The following is an 18,621-nucleotide window of genomic DNA, read 5'->3' on the forward strand; positions in this document are numbered from 1 at the left end:
TTGCCAGTCTTCGACTCGAAAAAGGCACCGCGTGCCTGATTATTGCGCGCTACCGGACTCAGAGACCGACCGTGCGTCAGACGCGTCAGCGGCGCCTAGCGTGCCCGAGGGCATGGCAGCCTGCTGTGATGCCTGACTGGCCGCCATCGATTCGAGCCGCGCGTGGGTGCGCCGCCAGCGTGCCAGCCCCACCAGACCATCCAGCGTCGGGCGAGCTCGCGCATAGCGCAGACGCGCCTGGCGCTTGCCACGGTGGCGCTGCTCATCGTCATCGAGGCTGTCGAGCACTTCGCGCGCGGCGGCCGGGTCATTGCAGACCAGCGCCATGTCGCAGCCGGCGTCCAGCGCCAGGCGTGCACGCTCTGCCGGGCCACCTTCCGCGACGGCCGCCGCCATGCCGAGATCATCGGAGAAGATGGCGCCCTTGAAGCCGAACTCTTCGCGCAGCAGGCCCAACCAGCTGGGTGAGAAGCCCGCGGGACGTGCATCGAAATCCGGATAGATCACATGCGCCGGCATCACGCCACCCAGGCGCTCGGCGAGGGCCGCGAAGGGCTTGAGGTCATGTTCGCGCAGCTCGCGGAACGGCCGCGGGTCGACCACGCGCTCCAGATGGGTATCTGCCGAGATGCCACCATGCCCCGGGTAGTGCTTGCCGACGGCGGACATGCCCGCCTCCTGCAGCCCGTCGATGAAGGCGCCGCCCACCGCGATGACGTCTTCCGGCGTGGCGCCGAAGCTGCGATCGCCAATGATGGTCGAGCCCGCCACATCGATATCCAGTACCGGCGCAAAGGTGATATCACAGCCGATGGCTGCCATTTCCATGCCCAGCAGCCAGCCGGCATCGCGTGCCAGACCCAGGCCTGCGGCCTGGGCGTCTTCGCCGCAGCCATCACAGTCACGCCCGAGACAGCACTGCGCCAGGCTGCGCATCGATGGCAGGCGTGTCACGCCCTCGCGCAGACGCTGGACGCGCCCGCCTTCCTGATCGATGGCGATCAGCAGGTGGGGATTGACGCTGCGAATCTCGCGGCTCAGTTCCAACACCTGCTCGGGAGAAGCGCAGTTGCGCGCAAACAGGATGACGCCCCCGACGGCAGGGCGTGCCAGCAGTTCACGTTCGTCGCGGGCGAGGGTCAGCCCCGCAACATCGACCATTACGGAGCCCAGTGGCTGTGTCATGTCATCCTTCCTGTCCATGGCCTGCGGCAGTGATGTCCCGTGAAGAGAGGAGCCACGACCGCCAGGACTTCATGTCTTTTACGGGGCTCGGCAGCCTGGAAGAAACGTGATGAATCAGGCTGCCAGCGCGAGGAAAGGCGCAATTCTAGCCGACTGAACCCCTATCGAACAGTCGCGGCCAGCTGCGCCCCGGCAAGGGGCTGTCACGCAGATTCCGGTGACAGCTCATGGAGGGTATCAGACTCGGGCACCAGCGCCTTCAGGCATGCAGCAGTACCGGGGTGCCGGGCACAGCCTCGGCAAAGAGTCGCAGCAGGTCGTCATCACGCAAGCGAATGCAGCCGTGGGACGCCGCTACCCCCATGGGCTCCGTGCTGGGCGTGCCATGAAAATAGATGTAGCGGCGCAGACTATCGACCCGCTCGCTGCGGGCATTGCGACCACGATTGACGCCGGGCTCGCGGCCGCTGAGCCACAGAATGCGCGTCAGGATCCAGTCACGCTCAGGATGCTCCGCGGCAAGCTCGGGCGTGAACACCTCGCCCGTGAAGCGCCGTCCGCGATAGACGGCGCCACGCGGATTGCCCGCCCCGATGGCGGCTCGAATCACATGCCAGCCGGTTGGCGTGCAACCGCTGCCGTCGAGCTCGCCAATACCGTTGAGGCCGCTGGAGATCGCGCAGGCGTGCACCAGCGCCTCAGGGTCAGCCGCGGGGGGCGGCGCATCACGACTGCCACTCGGCGCGTCATTGCGTATCTCAAGGCTTTGGCGCGAGAGGTCCACCGCTACCCAGCAGGCCATCAGCTGGCCGCCTGGGTGACCGCCTCACCATCTCCGAGCGAGGCCGGCAACGGCGCTGCCATCGCCGCGACCACCACCGGACGCATGTGCTGGATCAGCTCACGCACCGTGGTGTGATGGCCGTACTCGGCTTCCTCGATATCGCGCAGCGCATCCAGGCCCGAGAAGGTGAAAATCACGCTGCCGAGCATGAAGTGCAGGCGCCAGAAGCGCTCGTTGTCCGGCAGATCAGGCGTCGCCAGCTTCAGAAGCTCGGCGAAGCGGCTGAAGACCGTGCCGTAATGCTCGCGGATATAGCGTCGCATGTGGCCCTGCCCCTGGGTATAGGCCAGCCCGAGCAGGCGCATGAAGGTACGCAGGCTGTTGCGCTCGGCCGGCACCTCCAGCACGGTACGCGCCATCACCTCCAGCAGGACCTCCAGCGGCACCTGACGCCCGGCGTATTGCTGCTCGACGCTGTCGAGTGCCGCGTGGAAGCGCTCACTGAACGGGTCGAGATAGCGTGCGAAGACCGCCTGGATCAGCGATTTCTTGGAGCCGAAGTGGTAGTTCACCGCCGCCAGATTGACCTTGGCCTTGCTGGTGATGTTACGCAGTGAGGTCTCGGCGAAGCCGCGCTCGGCGAACAGCACCTCGGCAGTATCGAGGATGCGGGTAACGGTATCGGTCTGGGCCATGGGCGGAACCCTTGTCAGGTAGAAAAGAACTGGAGTCGTAGGTCACGGCGCAAGCCCCGCGCGGCGACTCTCTCATGAGGTGGTGCATGTTCACCGCAAGGCACGTTCGATCACGGCACCCGTGAGCACCGCCATCGACGAACATTCGTTTGAAACACTTTGATTCTAGCGCGCCATGCCATGACTGACAATTCTCTCGCGTTTCAAACGCCAGAGGTTTAGCCAAGCCTGATATTCCCTCAACGCTGACCGTGCCGATTCAAGGGCTCGCCTAGCTGGGTGACTGACCACCCCGCCAGCGCCAGGCCGGGTTCACTTCCAGACATTCACCACCAGACATTCACCTCCAGGCATTCACTTCCAGACATTCCCATCAAGAAAGAATGCCTCGGATATCAGCACGAAAAGTCGCCAGACAGCGATATCTCGGCGACTACCTGCCCTTTGAGGCCACCACGCAAGCCACGATGCCTTGCATGACCGCCATGACTGGATACAATGACAGTTGTATGGATGCACACCCCGTGCCGTCAGCTCAAGATGCCGCCCAGGCCAAAGGCAATGCCATGACCCAGCCGCTTACTCCGCGCCAGCAGGATGTCTTCGACTTCATCATCAAGACCATCAAGTCCTCTGGCTACCCGCCGACGCGGGCCGAAATCGCCCAGGCGCTGGGCTTCCGCTCACCGAATGCTGCCGAGGAGCATCTGCGTGCCCTCAAGCGCAAGGGCGCCATCGAGATGGTGCCGGGCACCTCTCGCGGCATTCGCGTGCCGTCGCTGGCTGACGTCGACGACAGCGCCAACGATGGCCTGCCGGTGATCGGGGAAGTGGCCGCCGGCAGTCCGATTCTTGCCAGCGAGCATATCGACCGTCACTGCCCGCTGCCGAGCGACTACTTCTCGCCGGCTGCCGACTACCTGTTGCGCGTGCGCGGCGTGTCGATGAAGGACGTGGGAATTCTGGAAGGCGACCTGCTGGCCGTGCACCGCACCAGCAGCGTGCGTGACGGACAGATCGTAGTGGCACGTCTGGGGGATGAGGTCACCGTCAAGCGCTTCCGCCGTGACGGGCACTACGTGTGGCTGGAAGCCGAGAACGAGGACTTCTCGCCGATCAAGGTCGACCTGCGCACGGACAGCCTGGAGATCGAAGGTCTCGGGGTGGGCGTCATCCGCGATGGCGGCCTGCACTGAGGCCTTGACCAGCAGCGCTTTGAGCAACGAGCTATGCCCAGCAGCACCTTTCTCGCAGAGCTCTGAGCAACAGAAAAGCCGCACGCATTGCACAAAAAAACCCGCCTCGAGGCGGGTTTTTTTGTGCGCGAAGCGCGAGCGATGAATCAGTGCACGATGCCTTCTGACTGCTCGTCCTCGTCTTCTTCGCCATCCCAGAGGCGAGTCCGGGTGATGGCGTGGTCGATCATCTCACGCGCGACCTCGAAACGATTGTCACGCAGCAGATCGGCGGCCTCGTCCGAAATGCGAATGCTGAGCAGCGGCTCACCTTCGCTTTCCGCGGCGCGCAGAATCACTTCACCATCTTCCATTTGCACAATTTCAAGTACGGCGGGATCGGACACGTCATTCCTCCTGCACGGCATCTCGCGAGATACCGGCGTCGTTGTAATCGTCAGCGCGACGGCTGGCAAGCCCGGCACCGCGTTGCCATCAGCGACGCAGAAAAAAGTACGACCACAGCCAGAGCCATGGTCGTACCGGAGAATGCAGGGCTTGCCACAATGCGATCAGTCTAGCACCCGTGAAGGCGAAACGTCACCCGATTGCCATGCGCCAGTCATCACCAGCGTGCAGCACCAGATCAACGCCTTGACCTACCACTCGACACTCGACTCGCGCAGCTGCGGCAGCAGCGCCTTGAATGCCGTGATGGCGGCACTGAGACGCTCGGCCAGCGAGGCGCTCGAGGCTGCCGCGATGATCAGACCATCACCACGCGAACGCGATTCCTCGCGGCGAGCGACGCCGCCCTCTTCATGCAGGCGGGTCACATCCGCGACCAGCTCAGACAACCAGCTGTCGGAATGCTCCAGCAGGCTGCGCAGCTGCTCGACCTCGGCGATGGGCGTCGGCGGCGACGCCAGGCGCTCGCGCCAGCTACCCTCTGGCCAGCGCGCCGTCACGGCACACTCTTCCAGCAATGACGCCAGCGCCAGCTCCAGCAGGGCGAGCGCGCCCTCTTCACCGGCCATGCGACGCGCCACGGCATGCTCATCGTCGCCAGAGGCTGCTGACTGGGCCAGCAGCAACTCGGCCTGATACAGCAGCTGATTGGTACGGGCACGCTGGCTCATCAGCTCTTGGCTCCCTTGCGCTTGTCCTCGACGACCCAGCGGCCGTTGTCGTAGGTCGCCTTCCAACCGGTCGCCTTGCCTTCCTCATCGGTCATGACGTACTGAGCCTTGACCTTGCGCGAGAAGCGAATCTGCGCCGGACGTCCGTCCGGGTCCTGATCCGGGGCTTCGAGAATGAAGTGATACTTCTCCGGCAGCTCGTCGGCATGCGCCTTGAGCTCCTTGACCAGCGGCGGACGCGTCTCGCGATTCTTGGGGAACTGACTGGCCGCCAGGAACAGGCCACTGGCGCCATCGCGCAGCACGTAGTGGTCCTCGACCTTGACGCAGGCAAGTTCCGGCATCGGAATCGGGTCCATCTTCGGCGGCGCCACCTCACCGGACTTGAGCAGCTTGCGGGTATTCTTGCAATTCTCGTTGGTGCAGCCGAAGTACTTGCCGAAACGCCCGGTCTTGAGCTGCATGTCGGAACCGCACTTGTCGCACTCGATCACCGGGCCATCGTAGCCCTTGATGCGGAACTGACCTTCCTCGACCTCGTGACCGACACAGTCCGGGCTATTGCCGCAGACATGCAGCTTGCGCTGCTCATCGATCAGGTAGCTGTCCATCGCGGTGGCGCAGATCGGGCAGCGACGCTTGGCGCGCAGCGCATCCGTCTCGGCATCTTCACCGGCATCGGCCGCCACGGCTTCATCGCCCGGCAGCAGATCGATGGTGGTCTTGCAGCGCTCCTTGGGCGGCAGGTTGTAGCCGGAACAGCCCAGGAAGACCCCGGTCGAGGCGGTACGAATCTGCATCTCACGCCCACAGGTCGGGCAGGCGATGTCCGTCGGCACCGGCTGGTTGGGACGCATGCCCTCTTCGGACTGGGCGTGGTCCAGCTCGGCCTTGAACTCGGCGTAGAAGGTGTCCAGCAGCTCGCGCCAGTTGCGCCCGCCGTTGGCCACCTCATCGAGATAGTCTTCCATGCGCGCCGTGAAGCCGAAGTCCATCAGGTCCTTGAAGGACTCGCTGAGGCGATCGGTGACGATGTCGCCCAGTTTCTCGGCATAGAAGCGACGGTTTTCCAGCGCCACGTAGCCACGGTCCTGGATGGTGGAGATGATGGCGGCATAGGTGGACGGACGACCGATACCGCGCTTCTCCAGCTCCTTGACCAGGCTGGCCTCGGTGTAACGCGCCGTGGGCTTGGTGAAGTGCTGCAGCGGCTGCAGCTCGACCAGGTCCAGCTTCTCGCCGATGGCGAGGTCCGGCAGCGACTGGTCCTCTTCCTTCTTGCCCATCGGCTTCATGACACGCGTGTAACCGTCGAACTTGAGCACACGGCCCTTGGCGCGCAGCTCGTAGCCATCCACTTCGATGGTCAGCGTGGAGGACAGGTATTCGGCCGGCAGCATCTGACAGGCGACGAACTGACGCCAGATCAGCTCATACAGACGCTCGGCGTCACGCTCCATACCGGCGAGATCGGTGGCGCGGCGTGACACTTCGGAAGGACGAATCGCTTCGTGCGCTTCCTGGGCGCCTTCCTTGCTGGAGTAGACGTTGGCCGCTTCCGGCAGGTAGTTGCTGCCGTATTCTTCGCTGATGAAGTCGCGCGCCGTGGCCACCGCGTCCGCCGACAGATTGGTCGAGTCGGTACGCATGTAGGTGATGTAACCCGCCTCGTAGAGACGCTGGGCCATCATCATGGTCTTCTTGACCGAGAAGCCGAGACGACCACTGGCCGCCTGCTGCAGGGTCGAGGTGATGAACGGCGCGTTCGGCTTGGAGCGCGTCGGCTTGTCTTCACGATTGGTGATCGCGAGCTTGGCCGTGCGCAGCGCCGCGATGCGATCCATCGTCTCCTTCTCGCTGGTCGGACGGAAGGCCTTGCCATCCTGACGCGCCAGCTCGAAACGGATCGCTTCACCACTGGCGGCGGCCAGCTCAGCGTGGACATCCCAGAACTCTTCGGGGATGAAGGCGCGGATCTCGCGCTCACGCTCGACGATCAGACGCACGGCAACCGACTGCACGCGCCCGGCGGACAGGCCACGAGCGACCTTGGCCCACAGCAGCGGCGAGACCATGAAGCCGACGACGCGATCCAGATAACGGCGTGCCTGCTGGGCATGTACGCGGTCCATCTTCAGTTCGCCCGGCTCATCGAAGGCCGCCGTGATCGCCTTCTTGGTGATCTCGTTGAACACTACGCGCTTGTAACGCGAATCGTCGCCACCGATGGTCTCGCGCAGGTGCCAGGCAATCGCCTCACCTTCGCGGTCCAGATCCGTCGCGAGATAGATGGTGTCGGCTTTCTCGGCCAGACGCGTCAGCTCGGAAACGACCTTTTCCTTGCCAGGCAGGATCTCGTAATGCGCCTCCCAACCATTCTCCGGGTCGACCCCCATGCGGCGGATCAACTGGGTCTTGGCCTTCTGCGCCTTGTGAGCCGCCTTGACCTCGGGCGACATCTTGCGAGTCTCCGCCGCCTGACGGGCACGTTCCTTGGGGTCGGTGGCCTGCTTGCCGCTTCCGCTGGTCGGCAGGTCGCGGATGTGCCCGACACTCGACTTCACCACGAAGTCGTTGCCGAGATACTTGTTGATGGTCTTGGCCTTGGCGGGCGACTCGACGATCACCAGTGACTTGCCCATGGTTGCTCGCATCTCCTGGCCGGCGCTGATTGCGCCGGCGAATGACTCGTCGCGCTGGGTTTTGTCCCAGCCGAAAAATGCGCCTACCCTACCCCAGCATTTCAGCGCTGACCAGCAATGTTGAGACTGACGCTTCGTCAGGGCGGCTCGACAGGGCGCCTCTGCGACAGCCTCGAGACATGCCATGCCACCCGCCATGTCAGCATGCGGCTTGCGCCGAATGACATCGACAGCCTTCAGGCATGTGGTCGTGGCAATCCGGCATTCGAGCCGGGTTTGAGCATAGGTCATCAGCGCATGGCAGCGGTCAACGGGCCCGATACACGGGGCCGGTACAGGGTTCTGCGCTGGGCCGATGCGCGGAAATTTCGCTCAGCAGGGTATTGCCACTATATAGGTAGCACTGGAATGGCTGTCAGTGAAAGCCAGCCGGCGGACATTGGCGTGACGGGGCGGTCACCACGACACTGCCGCAGAGAGCATGCGACGCCTGGCCGTCAGGCCTCGAAATGACGGGCCGCGCCCGCATGGCGCAGCGCGGCATACCCTGACGCCCCAGCCCATGTCCGCGTACCCGCGACAACGTATTCGCAACAATCGCTCGGCATACTTCACGTCACCCCTTGCAGTCCCGATCGTGATCACGAGAATGGACAACGACAGCCGACGATACTCGACAGGCTCCCTTTCAGCCTTCAATGTAGTAAAATGACAACAACCTGGTTTGCGTTTTCAGCCAGTCCATCACGCCAGTGTTCAAGGAGTATGCTTTCATGCCGCACGCGTTCAACGGCCCGATCCGCCGCACCAAGATTGTCGCCACTCTCGGCCCTGCCAGTGACAAGCCGGGTGTGCTCGACGCGATGATTCGTGCCGGAGTCGATGTGGTACGCCTCAACTTCTCCCACGGTAGCCCCGAAGACCACCGCATGCGCGCCGAGGCCGTACGTCAGGCTGCCGCCGCACAGGGCCGCAGCGTCGCCGTACTGGGCGACCTGCAGGGCCCGAAGATCCGCATCGCGCGCTTCAAGGATACCGCCGTCAAGCTGAGCGAAGGCCAGCCGTTCATCCTCGATATCGGCCTGGGCCGTGATGAAGGTACCGTCGAGCGTGTCGGCTGTGACTACCAGGAACTGGCCGATGACGTGGTTGCGGGCGACGTGCTGCTGCTCGACGATGGCCGTGTGGTGCTTGAGGTCAATGAGCTCAAGGGCAATGAGATCCACACCACCGTCAAGGTCGGCGGCAAGCTGTCCAACAACAAGGGCATCAACAAGCAAGGCGGCGGCCTGTCTGCCGAAGCCCTGACCGACAAGGACAAGGCTGACCTGAAGACCGCCATCGATATCGGCGTCGACTATCTGGCCGTTTCCTTCCCGCGCAGCGGCGCCGACATGCAGCTGGCCCGTGAACTGCTGGGCGAGGAAGGTCGTGACATCGGCCTGATCGCCAAGGTCGAGCGCGCAGAAGCCGTGGCCGACGACGCCGTGCTGGATGGCATCATCCTCGCCAGTGAAGGCGTGATGGTGGCGCGTGGCGATCTGGGCGTCGAGATTGGCGATGCTCAGCTGATCGGCGTGCAGAAGCGCATGATCCGCCGCGCGCGCAGCCTCAACCGCGTGGTCATCACGGCCACCCAGATGATGGAATCCATGATCAGCGCGCCGCTGCCGACCCGCGCCGAAGTCTTCGACGTCGCCAATGCCGTGCTCGACGGCACCGACGCCGTGATGTTGTCGGCCGAGACCGCCGCCGGCGACTTCCCGGTCGAGACCATCGAGACCATGGATCGCGTCTGCCTGGGCGCCGAACGTGAGCGTGCCGCGCAGGAATCCCAGCACCGCATCCACGAAGGCTTCAGCAAGACCGACGAGACCATCGCGCTGTCCGCGATGTATGCCGCCAACCACCTGACCGGTGTCGTGGCCATCGTGTGCATGACGGAATCCGGCTATACCCCGCTGATCGCCTCGCGCATCCGCTCCGGTCTGCCCATCGTCGGCCTGGCGCAGGACCAGAAGACCCAGCGTCGCATGGCCCTCTACCGCGGCGTGGTGTCACTGCCCTTCGATTCCAGCGAATTGCCGGCGGCGGAAATCAATCGTCGCGCCATCGCGGAGCTGGAAGCCCGCGGCATCGCGACTCGCGGTGACCTGGTGATCCTGACCCGTGGTGACCAGATGAACGCACATGGCGGCACCAACACCATGAAGATCGTCACTGTCGGCAGCACCATCGACTGATCGGCCTCGCTGGCCTCCCGCCCCGGGCCTTTCAGGGCGAGAGGCCAGCGACATTGCCCCATCCTCAGGAGGTCAGGGAATGAGCGAACAACGACCCAAGCGCCAGGCACGGCGCACCCTGCCAGCACGCAAGCGCATTGCGCTGGTGGCGCACGATGGCAAGAAGGATGAAATGCTGGCGTGGGCCAATCGCTGGCGCGATGAGCTGTCCCGCCACCAGCTGCTGGGCACGGGCACGACTGCCCGCCGCATCAGCAAGGAGCTGGGCCTCGAGGTAGAGGGCTTGCTGAGCGGCCCGCTGGGCGGTGATCAGCAGATCGGCGCGCGCATCGCCGAAGGCAATCTGGACCTGCTGGTCTTCCTGTGGGACCCGTTTGCGCCGATGCCGCACGACCCTGACGTCAAGGCGCTGCTGCGCCTGGCGGCATTGTGGAACGTGCCGGTCGCCAGCAATGCGGCCAGCGCGGACTTCCTCTTCCACTCGAAGTTGATCTCCGAGGAAGTCGAGGTGGCCGTGCCGGACGCCAATGACTGGGTCAGCACCCGCGCCTGAATGACGCTGGCTGTCTCCCCATGAAAACGCCGCCTGCTCGCAAGAGAGGCGGCGTTTTCATGGCCAGATGTTGTAATCAAACTACCTTTTGCGCAGACGGGCAGTATTGACTGCGCTGCATGTGGCGAAATTGCTGCCTTCCTGCCACCACCCCAGCTCTTCCTCTCTTCCTCTCTCCGGGGACGCTGCGGTTCATTCCGTAACAGCAGCCCACAGCAGTAGACCACAACAACAGCTCACGACATCCGCTCAACTGATCAGCTCAACTGATCAGCTCAAGCTGACTGGCGATCACCGCACCACGCGCCGCCATGCAGTAAAGTCCGATGTGATGACTGTCTGCCTGGGGATGCGTCGCCGTACCGGGGAGCCCCAGCTGCTCAACCACTTCGGCCGGCAGGTCGTAGGTGGCACAGCCGGGCTCCAGCACCACGATGTCACGCACCTTGCCCAGCAGGCCGTGATTGCGCGCCGACAGCAACGTCAATACCAGGTCCATCACGCAGATATCGGTACAGATGCCTACCACGAGCAGGGTTTCCAGCCCTTCGTCGCTCACCCACTCCTGCAGCGCATTGACCTGGGTATGGGGATCAATCGCGCCGACATAGCCATTGATGCAGTCCTTGCGCACCAGCGTGGCTTGCGGCTCCTCTTCCAGCCAGGCAAGTTCCGCCACCAGCTCATCCTCGCCGCTGCCCTGCTCACAATGGGCGGGATAAGGCGGCTCCGGCTTGCCCGGCGCATGAGAATCAATGAAGGCCAGCAAGGGGCGCCTACGCTCACTGAAGGTCCGCGCCAGCGTATCGCTGAGGGCGATCATCCTGCTGACCTGGGCATTGGGCGCCTGAGGCGCCAGCGCACCGCCTGCGACCTGACAGAAGCCGTTGATCTCATCGACGATGATCAGCCCGGCCGTCGGCAACGAGACCGGCACCACGGCCGGCCGCACCGGCAGGCGGGCATCAAGCTCGCCGGGGGTCATCCACTCGGCGGGAGTGGCAGGGATGCGTTGCACCACGCAGGACGCCGCGACATCGGATGAAGTCGCGGCGTCCTGCGTCTCTGATGGAGAGGATACGGAGGGAGCGGACGAGCGCTGGTCGGAAGACACCATGCAAAAGGCCTCTGATGACGAATGGCCTTCAGCATAACGGAACTCAGGGCCGAGCGGCGAGCCTCACCTGGCGGGCTCGCTGGTACCGGACAGCACGGCGTTGCCCTGCCCTTCATCCACCGTGGCATCACAGGAAAAGCACTGGCCGCGCACCCGCGAGTGATCACGCCTCAGCACCGCGAATTGCGCCACACGGCCGGGGTCATCCTCGATGCGCTGGGCAAGGCACACAAGCCCCGGGCGGCGCGCCAGCGATGGCGGCGCGATGGCCAGCGTATCGCTGCGACTCTCTGCCATGTCCAGCGCATCCGCCATGTGCAGACACTCCACCCGCTCGACCTCAGGCAGGTTCTGCTGCAACCAGGCATCGCACTCTTCGAACAGGGCCTCACGCGCCACGATACGCCTCACCGCCGACGGCGAAGCCCCGGGCGGCCCGAGCAGACTGAGACTGATGGCACGGAAGACGCGCCGCTCGACGCAGATGCCCGTCCAGAAGGCCAGCGCCTGATGGGTGGTGCGCACCGGACGCTGATGCCCACGCGACCAGGGCACCACGGCGGTATCGATCTCGCCTTCCGCCAGCGCCCTGATGACCTCATCGATGCCTGCGTAAGCCTTGAGCTGGGCGTCGTTGGCATAGAGCTTGAGCGCGCACTCGCGCGAGTAACCCCCAAGGTGCCCCGGATAGCCCACGCACAAACCATCGGGAGCCGGGATCACGCCCTGCGGCGAGATATCGCCGTGGACTTCGCTAGCTGTCACCTTCATACCAGCCCCTCATGCCAATGTCTGAACAAACCTCATCCTGACAACAGCATAGCCGCAAACATGGGCGGTGTTAGGCAAAACCCACCTCGGTGACCTCAGGCAAAGCCGCCATTGGCACCGATGACCTGACCACTTACCCAGCCGGCATCTTCACTGGCAAGCCAGGCCACCACGGCAGCAATATCCGACGGTGTCGCGATCCTGCCCAGCGCCGCCATGCCCTTGAGGCGCTCGATGGTCTCTTCACTCTTGCCATGACGAAACAGGTCAGTGTCCGTCGGGCCCGGCGCCACGGCGTTGACCGTGATGCCTCGCTCGCCGACTTCCTTGGCCAGCACCCGCGTCAGCTGGTCCACCGCGGCCTTGGAAGCCGCATAGGGCCCATAGGTCGCGAACATCTGCCGCGTCACCGAGGTGGACATGTTGATCACGCGCCCGCCATCACGCAGATGCCGCGCCGCCTCACGCATCAGATTGAAGGAGCCGGTCAGATTGGCCTGCATCAGGTTGGCGAAGTCGTCATCCGTGAAATCGGCGATGGGCTTGTAGATGCTCATGCCGGCATTGTTGACCAGGATATCCACGCCGCCGTACACGCGCCGGGCTTCGGTGAACAATTGTGCCGCGTCGCTGCTGACACCGACATCGGCCTGAACGGCGATCGCCTTGCCGCCCCGTGACTCGATATCCGTCACGACCTGCAAGGCGCCATCACTGTCGCTGCGGTAGTTGACGATGACGTGAGCGCCGTCCGTCGCCAGGCGCTGCGCGATCCCGGCGCCGATCCCGCGTGAAGCCCCACTGACTACCGCCACCTTGCCGCTCAACCGCTGTGCATTCTCCGACATAGCTGTCTCCTCTTTCGTCATGGGCGATCGATCTCAAGGGCCATCAATAATGAGCGCCTTGCGAGTGTCAGTCAGACATCATCATTGCAGCAAGCGAATGCCGCTGACACCCCTGCAACGCGGGGTTTCGCATAAACGAAAAACCGCCACCCCGGGCATGCCGGTGGTGGCGGTTGTTTACAGCGGCGACCCGCCTCAGGCTTCGCCGTTGGCCTGACGCTCGAAGGTATCGGCACGCAGGATCTCGATCCAGTAGCCATCGGGGTCCTTCACGAAGGCCAGACCCTTCATCTTGCCATCGTCGGGACGCTTGACGAACTCGACGCCCAGCGACTCGAAACGCTCGGCAGCCGCGTAGACATCCGGCACGCTGACCCCGATATGGCCGAAGCCCTGCGGTTGGGCGTTGCCGTCATGGTAGGCGAAGTCCGGGTCATTCTCGGTGCCCCAGTTATGGGTCAGCTCCAGCATCGCCTCACGCCCGAAGGTGTAGGTGGTGCGCTTGAGGTCATCACCGGGCACTTCACTGGCCTGGTCGTCATCCAGATAGGCGAGGAAATAGAGGCTGAACTGCATTTCCGGGAAGTCGAGCTTGCGCACCAGACGCATGCCCAGCACGCGGGTGTAGAAATCCAGGCTGCGCTCGGGGTCCTTGATGCGCAGCATGGTCTGGTTGAAGACGTAGCCACGGGTGGCCGGGTCGATCTGCTCACTCAGGCCGGGAACCTGCTCGAAATGTATTGCCATGTTGGTCCTTCCACAGGAAAGGACGGCAGAGCCTCGAAGATGCCCGGCCGCCCCTGGTGATCGTATAGCTGTCAGATGGTGACGGCGGCCAGATTTTGCAACCTCGCCGCCGCTGGCATCACGCGATCTCGATCAGCACTTCCCCCGGCGTGACACGATCGCCACGCGCGACATGAATGGCCTTGACGGTACCGTCGACACGCGCGGCGATCTCGGTCTCCATCTTCATCGCCTCACTGATCAGCACCGACTGGCCCGCGGTGACGCTGTCACCGACCGCGACCAGTACCTCGACGATGTTGCCCGGCATCGCGGTGGTGACATGGCCCGGCGCCGAGGCGCTGGCACGTCCGCCGCTCTGGCCGCCTGCCACGTAATCGTCCTTGGCCTCGAACACCACCTCTTCCGGCATGCCGTCCAGGGTCAGATAGACGTGACGCTTGCTGCCCTTGGCACCGCCGACACCGGTGATCTGCACCGCGTAGGACTCGCCGTGCACGTCGATGACGAACTCGGTCGGCACGCCAGAGGTCACCGGACGCTCCGCCTCGCCCTGGGGGATTATTTCCGGTGTGAGCGTGCCGGCGCGGCGCTCATTGAGGAAGTCACGTCCCAGCTCCGGGAACATGGCGAAGGTCAGCACGTCCTCGGGGGACTCGGCCAGCTCGCCCAGCTCCTCGGTGAGACGCGTCATCTCCGGCGCGAGCAGGTCGGCCGGGCGCCCGACTTCCACCGGCGCGTTGCCGATGGCACGCGAGCGGACCTCTTCGTTGACCGGTGCCGGCGCCTGACCATAGCCGCCCTGCAGATAGCGCTTCACCTCGTTGGTGATGCTCTTGTAGCGCTCGCCGGTCAGCACGTTGAGTACCGCCTGGGTGCCGACGATCTGCGAGGTCGGGGTGACCAGCGGCGGATAGCCGAGATCGGCACGCACACGCGGGATCTCATCGAATACCTCGCGGATGCGCTCCAGGGCGTTCTGCTCCTTCAGCTGGCTGGCCAGGTTGGACATCATGCCGCCGGGGATCTGACTGATCTGGACCGAGACATCCTCGCGGGTGAATTCGCTCTCGAAGGCCGAATACTTGCTGCGCACCTCGTGGAAGTAATCGCCGATCTCGCGCAGCGACTCCAGCTCAAGGCCGGTATCCCACTGGGTGCCGCGCAGCGAGGCCACGAAGGATTCGGTGGCCGGATGGCTGGTGCCGCCGGCGAAGGCCGAGATACAGGTGTCGATGTGGCGACAGCCCGCCTCGACAGCCTTGATCTGGCACTGCGGCGCCAGGCCCGCCGTGGCGTGGCTGTGCAGGTGGACCGGCACCTCGACCGCCTCGACCAGCGCGCTGACCAGATCATAGGTGGCGTACGGCGTCAGCAGGCCGGCCATGTCCTTGATGGCGATGGAATCGGCCCCCATCTCGACCAGCTTGCGCGCCTGCTCGACATACATCTCCAGCGTATGCACCGGGCTTACGGTGTAGCAGATGGTGCCCTGGGCGTGCTTGCCGGCCTTCTTGACCGCACGCATGGCGGTTTCCATGTTGCGCAGGTCATTCAGGGCATCGAAGACACGGAAGATATCGATGCCACCTGCCGCGGCGCGCTCGACGAAGGCCTCCACCACATCATCGGCGTAGTGACGATAGCCGAGCAGGTTCTGGCCGCGCAGCAGCATCTGCAGCGGGGTGTTGGGCATGGCTTCCTTGAGCGCCTTCAGGCGCGCCCAGGGGTCTTCCTTCAAAAAACGCACGCAGGCATCGAAGGTCGCGCCGCCCCACACTTCGAGACTGTAGAAACCGGCCTGATCGAGGCGCGCGGCGATCGGCAGCATGTCCTCGGTGCGCATGCGCGTCGCGATCAATGACTGGTGGCCATCGCGCAGCACGACTTCGGTGACCTTGACGCGCTCGGCGTGATCGACGGCGGTGGTGTTGGGGGTTGCAGCTGTCATGTCTGGGGTCCTTCTAATTGTTGGCTACGTGAACCGGGGGAAGCTCAGGGAAGATTCACGACATCAGGGGCATCAGGTGCGCATCAGAGACCGGCGTGGGCCGCGATGGCCGCCGCGATCGCCAGCGCTGTCTGTTCCGGCAGGCGCTTGACCGAGTACTGGGTCAATTCCGGGTGAGCGGCCACGAAGCCGGTATCGAAGTGCGCGTTGCGGAAATCAGGGTGCTTGAGGATTTCCTGATAGTAAGGCGCCGTGGTCTTGACGCCCTGCAGACGCATGTCATTGAGGGCACGTGAACCACGATTGATGACCTCTTCCCAGGTCAGCCCCCACACGATGAGTTTCAGACACATGGAATCGAAATACGGCGGGATGGTGTAGCCGGTATAGATCGCGGTATCGGTACGCACGCCAGGCCCGCCCGGCGCGTAGTAGCGCGTGATGCGCCCGAAGCTTGGCAGGAAGTCGTTCTTGGGGTCCTCGGCGTTGATGCGGAACTGGATCGCATAGCCGTGATGGCGAATGTCTTCCTGACGGAAGGCCAGCTTGTGGCCCCAGGCGATGCGGATCTGCTCGCGCACGATGTCCACGCCGGTGATGGCCTCGCTGATGGTGTGCTCCACCTGCACGCGAGTGTTCATCTCCATGAAGTAGATCTCGTTGCCCTTGACCAGAAACTCCACGGTACCGGCGTTGCGATAGCCGACGGCGCGGGCGGCACGTACCGCCATCTCGCCGACGTAGGAGCGCTGCTCCGGTGTCAGTTGCGGACTGGGGGCGATCTCGATCAGCTTCTGGTTGCGACGCTGGATGGAGCAGTCACGCTCGAACAGATGAATCACGTTGTCGTGACTGTCGGCCAGGATCTGCACCTCGATATGCAGCGGGTCGACCACGCAACGCTCGAGGAACACATCGGCACTGCCGAAGGCCTTGGTGGCTTCCGAGATCACGCGCCCCCAGGCCTGCTCGAGCTGATGAGCATCATCACAACGCCGGATACCGCGCCCCCCACCGCCTGAGGTAGCCTTGAGCATGACGGGGTAGCCGACCTGCTCGGCGACACTCAGCGCCTCCTCGACATCGGCCAGATTGCCGGCCGAGCCCGGCGTCACCGGCACGCCGGCCGCCTTCATGGCATCGCGGGCCTGGGTCTTGTCACCCATGCGGGCGATGACACTGCTGGCCGGCCCCACGAAGGTGATTCCCGCCGCTTCACAGATGGCCGCGAATTCAGCGTTCTCCGACAGGAATCCGTAGCCCGGATGGATGGCGTCACAGCCGGTCTCGCGCGCGAGATCGACCAGGCGGCGGGCATCCAGATAGCCGGCCAGCGGGTCTTCGCCGATGAAATGCGCTTCATCAGCGCGTTTGACGTGCAAGGAGAAACGATCAGGTTCGGTGTAGACAGCGACTGAGCGGATGTCCATCTCGGCACAGGCGCGTACAATGCGCACTGCGATTTCCCCTCGGTTGGCAATCAGCAACTTGCGAAACATGGTGACTCTCCCGGACGTGACGCGTGATCTTGTTGTGGTGCTCTGGTCGTGCGCTTGTCATTGACCGCCAGACGCGACAACGGCGCTGACAGACACGAGGTAGCATGCATTCCACGCTACCCAGCGAGAGACCAATAGAAAAGTTGATATTTTTTTGCCAATCTATAAGTAAAACCTTATGACTGGGTGTGTCATGTCGCGTCCAAACTTGTTGAATCGCTTAACTTTCAGACAGTTACAGGTGTTCCAAGCGGTTCATCGCCAACAGTCCTACTCCCGTGCGGCCGAGCAACTTGGCCTGACGCAACCCGCCGTCAGTGCCCAGATTCGTCAATTGGAGCAGGCACTCGAGCAATCGCTGTTCAAATATGCCGGCAAGACGTTGCATATCCTGCCGGCGGCTGACGCCCTGGCGAACTCGGTGCAGTCGATCTTCGGCGAGGTCTCGAGCCTGCAGATGGAGCTGTCGGAGATCGCCGGCACCATCCGCGGCGAGCTCAATCTGGCTGCCGTTTCCACCGCTCAGTACGTGGTGCCGCATATTCTGGCGCGCTTCCGGGCGCGGTATCCGGAAGTGTCGGTGCGCCTGCGCGTCTGCAATCGCGGTCAGGCGCTCGAGCGCCTCGCCGAGCGGCGCGATGACCTGGTGATCATGGGCATGGTGCCGGATGACGCCAATCTGGCCTTCATGCCGATTCTCGACAACGAGCTGATCCCCGTCGTCTGGCCCGGTCATCCGCTGCTGGAGGTCAAGGGCATCACCCTGGAAGACCTTGCGCAGTACTACATGCTGATGCGTGAACCCGGCTCCGGCACGCGCACCGCCTTCGAGGAGTTCGCCGCACGCGAGCGCGTCTCGCTGCGCCATACGCTGGAGTTGGGCTCCAATGAGGCCATCAAGCAAGGCGTGATGGCGCACCTGGGGGTGGCGATCCTGCCGCGACTGTCGGTTCAGCTCGAGCTGGCCTCAGGCCTGCTGGCCTCGCCCTCGTTGCCGGGCTTTCCGCTCAGACGCAGCTGGTGCACCGTCTACCCCAAGGACCGCTACCCTACGCCGGTCACCGAGCTGTTCCTGCGCTTCGTGCGCGAGCTGCTGCCGGAGCTCAATGCTCACTTCAGCGCGCCGATGGAGCCCATCCCCGGGCACAGCGTGGCCTGCCTGCCGCTGGCGACCGAGCAATGAACATAGCGCCCTGATGACGCAAGCCACATGAAAAAACCGCCACGGAGACAAGCTCCATGGCGGTTTTTTCGTTCAGGCAACTGACGGCA

General features: G+C 63.8%; 16 protein-coding genes. 4 read left to right on the top strand and 12 right to left on the bottom strand.

What is annotated here, in order from left to right:
- Positions 1-39: 39 nt before the first annotated feature.
- The 3 genes from nagZ to QD208_RS07400 form a co-directional block, all read right to left on the bottom strand.
- Positions 40-1,185, bottom strand: coding sequence for a beta-N-acetylhexosaminidase (gene nagZ, locus QD208_RS07390; RefSeq protein WP_153635244.1), 1,146 nt, complete (start codon positions 1,183-1,185; stop codon positions 40-42).
- Between the two features lie 259 nt (positions 1,186-1,444).
- Positions 1,445-1,987 (bottom strand): L,D-transpeptidase, encoded by a 543-nt coding sequence (locus QD208_RS07395; RefSeq protein WP_153635243.1) that lies wholly within the window; start codon positions 1,985-1,987, stop codon positions 1,445-1,447.
- A complete protein-coding gene (locus QD208_RS07400; RefSeq protein WP_043331928.1) occupies positions 1,987-2,664 on the bottom strand; it encodes a TetR/AcrR family transcriptional regulator in 678 nt (225 codons plus the stop codon). The genes QD208_RS07395 and QD208_RS07400 overlap by 1 nt, the downstream gene beginning before the upstream one ends.
- A 566-nt stretch (positions 2,665-3,230) precedes the next feature.
- On the opposite strand from QD208_RS07400, the gene lexA reads away from it, so the two are divergent.
- Complete coding sequence (lexA, locus tag QD208_RS07405; RefSeq protein WP_043332079.1) at positions 3,231-3,860, top strand: transcriptional repressor LexA; 630 nt, start codon at positions 3,231-3,233, stop codon at positions 3,858-3,860.
- 146 nt (positions 3,861-4,006) lie between these two features.
- Here the strand turns inward: lexA and QD208_RS07410 are convergent, their stop codons facing one another.
- From QD208_RS07410 to topA, 3 genes are all read right to left on the bottom strand, one after another.
- Complete coding sequence (locus tag QD208_RS07410) at positions 4,007-4,246, bottom strand: hypothetical protein (protein WP_052384340.1); 240 nt, start codon at positions 4,244-4,246, stop codon at positions 4,007-4,009.
- Between the two features lie 252 nt (positions 4,247-4,498).
- Positions 4,499-4,978, bottom strand: coding sequence for a DUF6586 family protein (locus tag QD208_RS07415; protein ID WP_153635242.1), 480 nt, complete (start codon positions 4,976-4,978; stop codon positions 4,499-4,501).
- Positions 4,978-7,620 carry a type I DNA topoisomerase gene (topA, locus tag QD208_RS07420; protein WP_107335351.1) on the bottom strand — a complete coding sequence of 881 codons (2,643 nt, stop codon included), beginning with the start codon at positions 7,618-7,620 and terminating at the stop codon, positions 4,978-4,980. Before topA ends, QD208_RS07415 begins: the two co-directional genes overlap by 1 nt.
- 773 nt (positions 7,621-8,393) lie before the next feature.
- Here topA and pyk point away from each other — a divergent pair.
- Both pyk and QD208_RS07430 read left to right on the top strand, forming a co-directional pair.
- A complete protein-coding gene (gene pyk / locus QD208_RS07425; RefSeq protein WP_043331933.1) occupies positions 8,394-9,863 on the top strand; it encodes a pyruvate kinase in 1,470 nt (489 codons plus the stop codon).
- Positions 9,864-9,942: 79 nt separating this feature from the next.
- On the top strand, positions 9,943-10,416 hold the full coding sequence (locus QD208_RS07430) for a methylglyoxal synthase (RefSeq protein ID WP_054555025.1): 474 nt from the start codon (positions 9,943-9,945) through the stop codon (positions 10,414-10,416).
- A 262-nt stretch (positions 10,417-10,678) separates the two neighbouring features.
- Here the strand turns inward: QD208_RS07430 and QD208_RS07435 are convergent, their stop codons facing one another.
- From QD208_RS07435 to QD208_RS07460, 6 genes are all read right to left on the bottom strand, one after another.
- On the bottom strand, positions 10,679-11,533 hold the full coding sequence (locus tag QD208_RS07435; protein WP_279836393.1) for an isochorismatase family protein: 855 nt from the start codon (positions 11,531-11,533) through the stop codon (positions 10,679-10,681).
- Positions 11,534-11,596: 63 nt separating this feature from the next.
- Positions 11,597-12,304, bottom strand: a complete 708-nt coding sequence (locus QD208_RS07440) for a prephenate dehydratase domain-containing protein (RefSeq protein WP_279836396.1) — start codon at positions 12,302-12,304, stop codon at positions 11,597-11,599.
- 95 nt (positions 12,305-12,399) lie between these two features.
- Complete coding sequence (locus tag QD208_RS07445; RefSeq protein WP_279836398.1) at positions 12,400-13,152, bottom strand: SDR family oxidoreductase; 753 nt, start codon at positions 13,150-13,152, stop codon at positions 12,400-12,402.
- 195 nt (positions 13,153-13,347) lie between these two features.
- On the bottom strand, positions 13,348-13,899 hold the full coding sequence (gene gloA / locus QD208_RS07450; RefSeq protein ID WP_279836401.1) for a lactoylglutathione lyase: 552 nt from the start codon (positions 13,897-13,899) through the stop codon (positions 13,348-13,350).
- Between the two features lie 118 nt (positions 13,900-14,017).
- The gene (oadA, locus tag QD208_RS07455; RefSeq protein ID WP_279836405.1) at positions 14,018-15,850 is read right to left on the bottom strand and encodes a sodium-extruding oxaloacetate decarboxylase subunit alpha; all 1,833 of its coding nucleotides are present in this window, start codon (positions 15,848-15,850) and stop codon (positions 14,018-14,020) included.
- 83 nt (positions 15,851-15,933) lie between these two features.
- Entirely contained in the window at positions 15,934-17,349 is a 1,416-nt protein-coding gene (locus QD208_RS07460) for an acetyl-CoA carboxylase biotin carboxylase subunit (protein WP_279836407.1), read from the bottom strand.
- Between the two features lie 193 nt (positions 17,350-17,542).
- On the opposite strand from QD208_RS07460, the gene QD208_RS07465 reads away from it, so the two are divergent.
- The gene (locus tag QD208_RS07465; protein ID WP_043331946.1) at positions 17,543-18,532 is read left to right on the top strand and encodes a LysR family transcriptional regulator; all 990 of its coding nucleotides are present in this window, start codon (positions 17,543-17,545) and stop codon (positions 18,530-18,532) included.
- Positions 18,533-18,621: the final 89 nt, after the last annotated feature.

This window comes from Cobetia sp. 29-18-1, assembly GCF_029846405.1.
Classification (GTDB): domain Bacteria; phylum Pseudomonadota; class Gammaproteobacteria; order Pseudomonadales; family Halomonadaceae; genus Cobetia; species Cobetia amphilecti.

Excerpts from the sequence above, each read along its gene's own strand:
- nagZ (WP_153635244.1), bottom strand. The coding sequence starts at position 1,185 with ATGACACAGCCACTGGGCTCCGTAATGGTCGATGTTGCGGGGCTGACC.
- QD208_RS07395 (WP_153635243.1), bottom strand. The coding sequence starts at position 1,987 with ATGGCCTGCTGGGTAGCGGTGGACCTCTCGCGCCAAAGCCTTGAGATA.
- QD208_RS07400 (WP_043331928.1), bottom strand. The coding sequence starts at position 2,664 with ATGGCCCAGACCGATACCGTTACCCGCATCCTCGATACTGCCGAGGTG.
- lexA (WP_043332079.1), top strand. The coding sequence starts at position 3,231 with ATGACCCAGCCGCTTACTCCGCGCCAGCAGGATGTCTTCGACTTCATC.
- QD208_RS07415 (WP_153635242.1), bottom strand. The coding sequence starts at position 4,978 with ATGAGCCAGCGTGCCCGTACCAATCAGCTGCTGTATCAGGCCGAGTTG.
- topA (WP_107335351.1), bottom strand. The coding sequence starts at position 7,620 with ATGGGCAAGTCACTGGTGATCGTCGAGTCGCCCGCCAAGGCCAAGACC.
- pyk (WP_043331933.1), top strand. The coding sequence starts at position 8,394 with ATGCCGCACGCGTTCAACGGCCCGATCCGCCGCACCAAGATTGTCGCC.
- QD208_RS07430 (WP_054555025.1), top strand. The coding sequence starts at position 9,943 with ATGAGCGAACAACGACCCAAGCGCCAGGCACGGCGCACCCTGCCAGCA.
- QD208_RS07435 (WP_279836393.1), bottom strand. The coding sequence starts at position 11,533 with ATGGTGTCTTCCGACCAGCGCTCGTCCGCTCCCTCCGTATCCTCTCCA.
- QD208_RS07440 (WP_279836396.1), bottom strand. The coding sequence starts at position 12,304 with ATGAAGGTGACAGCTAGCGAAGTCCACGGCGATATCTCGCCGCAGGGC.
- QD208_RS07445 (WP_279836398.1), bottom strand. The coding sequence starts at position 13,152 with ATGTCGGAGAATGCACAGCGGTTGAGCGGCAAGGTGGCGGTAGTCAGT.
- gloA (WP_279836401.1), bottom strand. The coding sequence starts at position 13,899 with ATGGCAATACATTTCGAGCAGGTTCCCGGCCTGAGTGAGCAGATCGAC.
- oadA (WP_279836405.1), bottom strand. The coding sequence starts at position 15,850 with ATGACAGCTGCAACCCCCAACACCACCGCCGTCGATCACGCCGAGCGC.
- QD208_RS07460 (WP_279836407.1), bottom strand. The coding sequence starts at position 17,349 with ATGTTTCGCAAGTTGCTGATTGCCAACCGAGGGGAAATCGCAGTGCGC.
- QD208_RS07465 (WP_043331946.1), top strand. The coding sequence starts at position 17,543 with ATGTCGCGTCCAAACTTGTTGAATCGCTTAACTTTCAGACAGTTACAG.